Here is a 5,414-nt window from a genome sequence, read left to right as displayed (position 1 = left end):
GTGGTCAACCGCCGCGGACCACCCGCAGCGTGTGGCGCGCGAGCATCCGCTCCTCGTCGGTGGGGATGACCCAGACCTCCGGGCGCTGGCCTGCCGGGCTGATGCGTGCGCCGTCGCCGAAGCCGCCCGCGGCGTTGGCATCGCCATCGATCTCGATGCCGAGCCAGGCGGCAGCCGCACAGACGCGGGCGCGGATGTCGGCATCGTTCTCGCCGACACCGGCGGTGAACACCAGCGCATCCAGACCGCCGAGAGATGCCGTGAGCGAGCCGAGCGTCTGTCCAATGCGGTAGACGAAATAGTCGATGGCCTCGGCGGCGCCGGGGTCATCGCTCTCGTGCAGGGCGCGCAGGTCGTTACTCACACCGGAGAGACCCAGCAGACCGGACTGCTTGTAGAGGAGCTTCTCCAGCGCTTCGACGCCGAGGCCGTCCTCGCGCATCAGGAACAGCAGCACGCCCGGATCCAGCAGCCCGGGGCGGGTGCCCATGGGCACGCCATCCAAGGCCGAGAAGCCCATGGTGGTGTCGATGCTCTGTCCATCGCGGATGGCGGTCATACTGCAGCCGCTGCCGAGATGCGCGACGATGACACGTCCGGCGGCGACCGCCGGGGCGATCTCCCTGAGCTTCTCGACGATGTACTCGTAGGAAAGCCCGTGGAAGCCGTAACGTTTCACGCCCCGATCCAGCAGCGCTCGCGGCAGGCCCAACTGCTCGGTGACCTTCGGCCGGCCGCGGTGGAAGCCGGTGTCGAAGCAGGCCACCTGCGGCAGGTCTGGGTGGTCCTTGGCGACGGCGCGAATGGCCGCGAGGTTGTTCGGCTGATGCAGCGGCACCAGCGGAATCAGGCCGGTGAGCACCTTGAGGATGTCCGGTGTGATGCGCACCGGCCGCGAATAGTCCTCACCGCCGTGGGCGACCCGGTGGCCGATGGCCATGATCCGCCCGCCGTCGGCGAAGTCGTCCAGCCAGCTCCAGATCTGCTGGAAGGCGCGGGCGTGGCCTTCGCCATCCGTGATGGTCTCCCACCAGCTCTCCGAGAGGACCTGGCCCGACCCCGATTCGGCGGCGGACTTGGCGATGAAGTGCGGCCGGGTGCCGATGCCCTCGACCTGGCCCTTGGCGCGCAGCTCGGGCTCGGTTGCGTCGCCGGCGACGTCGTAGACCGCAAACTTGATACTGGACGAGCCCGCGTTCAGCGTCAGAATCAGCTCGTTGGGGGAGGCGCTCATGTCGGCACCTCTGCTTCAGTGCGCGGGCTGCTCGTGCAGCCCCTGACGCACCGCGTGCGCATGCAGCACCGCGGTGGCCGCCGACGCGCGGCGGGTGCGCACACTGTCCGCGCGTGAGGTCAGGATGATCGGCACCCGCGCCCCGAGCACGATGCCCGCGGCCTCGGCGTTGGCGAGGAAGATCAGCTGCTTGGCGAGGATATTGCCAGCTTCGAGGTCCGGGGCGATCAGCACGTCGGCGACGCCGGCGACCTCGGAGTCGATCTTCTTGATGCGGGCGGCCTCCAGGTTGATGGCATTATCCATCGCCAGCGGGCCATCCAGGATGCCGCCGGTGATCTGCCCGCGCTCGGCCATCTTGCAGAGCGCGGCGGCGTCCAGCGTGGACTGGATCTTGGGCCTGATAGTCTCGACGGCGGACAGGATGGCCACCTTCGGGCGTTCCACGCCGACGGTCCGGGCGAGGTCGATCGCGTTCTGGCAGATATCACGCTTGGCATCCAGGTCCGGTGCGATGTTCACGGCCGCATCCGACACCAGCAACAGCTTGGGATAGGTCGGCACGTCCATGACGAAGATGTGGCTGATGCGCCGCTCCGTGCGGATACCCGTGGCCTTGTTCAGCACCGCCCCCAGCACCTCGTCCGTGTGCAGGCTGCCCTTCATCAGGATCTCCGCCGTGCCCGCGCGGATCAGCTCCACGGCACGGGCAGCGGCGGCGTGGCTGTGGGCGACGTCGACGATCTCGGCACCGCCGAGGTCGATGCCGTGCTCCTCGGCGACGGCGCGGATGCGCTGCTCGGGGCCCACCAGGATGGGCGCGATGAAGGTGGCCCCGGCGGCCTCCATAGCACCCTCCAGCGACACTTGGTCTACGGGATGCACCACGGCGGTGGGGATGGGCTCCAGCACCCGGACCTTGTCGAACAGCGCGGAAAAGCTGTCGTGGTGGCGCACCGAGACCTCGGCCAAGTCTGCCACCTCGATGCGCTGCTTCTCAGTGGGTGCGACCACCACGGCACGGCCCGTCATCACCGTCTCGCCCGCCTGGTTGACCACCGAGCAGGACAGCTGCACCAAGCTCGCCGGCAGCTTCTCCACCACCTTGACCTTGGCCGTTAGCGTGTCGCCGAGCTGGATCTGACGCTGGAATTCGGCGTCCTGATTGCGATAGACGGTGCCCGGCCCCGGCAGGACGTTCGCGAGCAGGCTGGAGATCAGCCCGGTTGCCCAGAGGCTGTGACCGACCACTCCCTTGGCGCCCTGCGCGCGAGCATACTCCTCGTCCATGTGAATGGGGTTCAGATCACCGGACACCTTGCTGAAAAGTGCCAGATCATCTCGGGTCAGGGTGCGCTGCAGCTCAGCGCTCTGCCCAGGCTGAATCTCGTCGTACGTGCGGTTCTCAAGGATGTCGGCCATGGCAATGGTTCTCTGGTGCCCAGGTTCCGCAAGTGCATAGGCGCAGCTTGTGGTACCCATTACCCATGCTGCGGCGCAACAAAAAATACTAAACGCACTCCGTTGCATTGCTGTGAACCTCGGATGTCGGTTTTGTGACGTCGCAGGCGTCTATGCAGCCGGCATCGACTAGGAACATCCCTCGATACGGAGTAGCCGAGTCACTCGGCTGTCGAGTTTCGCGGGGCGCTACGGTGTGCATGGCGTGATGACAGAGCTGCCGCGGACTGAGGCCGTCAACGGCGGCAGTTTGGGCGGTCGGAACTGGAGGCCATCGCGGTGCTGGCACAACGCCTGCGAGAGCATCCGGCGCCAGCCCAGCGTCTCCGTCAAATGCTCCGCAGCCAGGCGCGATCCATGGAGAATGGGGCGAGGTGGCGACTGGCACGCGTGGTTGATTCAGCGCGCCGGGGCATCAAGCAGGATCGGGCGGAAGGCGATCGAGTCGTGATCCTTCTAAGGCGGGGCGGGGCGCGCGAGAGTGATCCTCGACTTGTAGCCCAGTGCGCTGATGCGCGCCATCATTGGGCAGCGGCGCCGGGCGTATCAACAATCGCTGGTTCCTAATATCGGCTCGGCACGTACAGCTCCGCCGGCAGCGTTGCCCGGTCATAGTCCGGATTGAAGACGCGGTCCGGCAGACTGATGGGCTCGTGCGGGATCTCGTGGTAAGGGATCTGGTCCAGCAGGTGGTGGATGCAGTTGAGCCGCGCGCGCTTCTTATCGTTACCCTCGACGATGTACCAGGGTGCTTCGGGAATGTTGGTGCGGGCGAAGATCTCTTCCTTGGCCTTCGTATAGTCCTCCCAGCGCACGCGGGATTGCAGGTCCATGGGGCTCAGCTTCCATTGCTTCAGTGGATCGTGGATGCGCATCAGGAAGCGCAGCTGCTGCTCTTCGTCAGTAATCGAGAACCAGTACTTGATGAGTCGGATGCCGGATCGCACGAGCATACGCTCGAACTCTGGCACATCCTGGAAGAACTGCTCGACCTGCTCGGGCGCCGCGAAGCCCATCACCCGTTCGACGCCGGCACGGTTATACCAGGAGCGGTCGAAGAGCACGATTTCGCCGCCTGAAGGAAGGTGTGGCACGTAACGTTGAAAGTACCACTGGGTGCGCTCTTTCTCGGACGGCTTGGTGAGCGCGACCACCCGGCATACGCGCGGGTTCAGCCTTTGGGTGATGCGTTTGATGACACCGCCCTTACCAGCGGAATCCCGCCCCTCGAAGATCACCAAGACCTTCTCGCCAGTGTGCTCCACCCAGTCCTGCAGCTTGATAAGCTCCGCCTGGAGCGTGAGCAGTGCCCGAAAGTAGGTCCGGCGGTCGATGGCCGACGGGCGTTTGCGCTTATAGATGCGGCGCAGCTCCATCGATAGTGCGGGCTCCGAGATCTCGAGCTCATAGTCCTCGTCCAGAGTGTCCTCAAGCTCGGCCTCTAGCCAGTCCTTGATGTCGACGTTGTTGTCTTCGCTCATGCGCTACCTCGGGATGGTCGGGATTTTGACCTGCTGGTGATAAACGACAATCGATCCGGGAGCGTGCACGCTCGCAGCCGGGCCGTCGTCGAGCACCACGTTAACGACGTTGGGACGGTAGCACCGCGAACCTGTAAGAAGATGACGATTTAGTTGCTCCGAATCCTCCACGGTCGTCCTGCCACCGGACAACGGCACTTGAAGCTGCCGAAAGTCCCCACGAACGGAACAGGGCGCGGTTTCGCCTCGCCTGTTATTGTGGCTGATCCGTCTGGTCCGCGACCATGGCCTAAGGCCCGATCCGGTAGGGTCTGACGCTGGCGGAAAACGCTAACATATGGCCGCTGGGCCATGGTGGATCACTGATGGTGCTTTGTCCTGCTGCCCCGCTGGAAGAGCCGGCTCGCAGGAAACATGCCGTTCAGCGCAAGTATCGCCGCTAAGGACAATCGGACCGGCCCTCCCGTCGTCCAATAACCGGCACGCAATGAAGGTGAGGACTCCAACATGACATCAGCAATATACGCGTCGCTTTCGGCATTCCTGGTCGTCTGGCTATCTTTAAATGTGATCAAGGTAAGGCGGGCCAAGCAAGTAAGTGTCGGTGATGGCGGTGATGATGAATTGAAGACCGCAATGGCAGCGCAGTCGAATGCGCTGGAATATCTACCCATCTCTTTGCTGCTGTTGTTTGCGCTCGAATATAATGGGGCCTTCTTGATCTTGGTGCATACTCTGGGTATTGTGCTTTTGATCGGCAGGTTGATACATGCAAAGGCCATGTTGACGAGTGATTTGCAACGCAGGGTTTTAGGTATGCAAATAACGATTTGGGTAATCATTGGTCTCGCCATCGGAAACCTCGTCTTCATTCCCTATGGGCAGTTCCTGCCAGTATCATAAATCATTCCCCCAGAGCCAATCTCCGATAACGCGCCGGCGGCCCGGCGGAGCTTTGCGATGCACAGTTGGCTGATGTCTGCTACGGGGGTCCGCGAGCGGACTCTAGGCAGTGCAGCCCCGAGCGTCGGCCCGTGCGGAACTCGGGCCTGTGCGTGCGCTCTTGGGGCAGACAGTCGTTCTTCTACCGAGCGCAGCCGCCAAGGTCGAGTCCGAAGCGTCAGCCGGTCAGGTCCCTAGAGATATCAATTTTTCTTGCTCGTGAAGCCCTGCCTAGGGAGATGCTGATTTATTGGGCATCCTGCCCAAAAATCAGACGGAGCCGGAAAACGCGGTTT

At 63.4% G+C, this 5,414-nt stretch carries 4 protein-coding genes; 1 reads left to right on the top strand and 3 read right to left on the bottom strand.

Annotated features, from left to right (window positions below):
* Nucleotides 1-4: 4 nt before the first annotated feature.
* The 3 genes from I6U14_RS15030 to ppk2 form a co-directional block, all read right to left on the bottom strand.
* Nucleotides 5-1,234 carry an acetate/propionate family kinase gene (locus tag I6U14_RS15030; protein ID WP_296900333.1) on the bottom strand — a complete coding sequence of 410 codons (1,230 nt, stop codon included), beginning with the start codon at nucleotides 1,232-1,234 and terminating at the stop codon, nucleotides 5-7.
* Nucleotides 1,235-1,249: 15 nt separating this feature from the next.
* Nucleotides 1,250-2,656, bottom strand: a complete 1,407-nt coding sequence (locus I6U14_RS15025) for a bifunctional enoyl-CoA hydratase/phosphate acetyltransferase (protein WP_296900332.1) — start codon at nucleotides 2,654-2,656, stop codon at nucleotides 1,250-1,252.
* A 602-nt stretch (nucleotides 2,657-3,258) separates the two neighbouring features.
* Nucleotides 3,259-4,176 carry a polyphosphate kinase 2 gene (gene ppk2, locus I6U14_RS15020; RefSeq protein WP_296900331.1) on the bottom strand — a complete coding sequence of 306 codons (918 nt, stop codon included), beginning with the start codon at nucleotides 4,174-4,176 and terminating at the stop codon, nucleotides 3,259-3,261.
* Nucleotides 4,177-4,683: 507 nt separating this feature from the next.
* Here ppk2 and I6U14_RS15015 point away from each other — a divergent pair.
* Nucleotides 4,684-5,079 (top strand): MAPEG family protein, encoded by a 396-nt coding sequence (locus I6U14_RS15015; protein ID WP_296900330.1) that lies wholly within the window; start codon nucleotides 4,684-4,686, stop codon nucleotides 5,077-5,079.
* Nucleotides 5,080-5,414: the final 335 nt, after the last annotated feature.

Origin of the sequence: Thiohalocapsa sp., from assembly GCF_019695415.1 — a bacterium.
Classification (GTDB): Bacteria; Pseudomonadota; Gammaproteobacteria; order Chromatiales; family Chromatiaceae; genus Thiohalocapsa.
The sequence above is the reverse complement of the archived record's forward strand: the minus strand, read 5'-3'. Positions and strand labels throughout refer to the sequence as shown.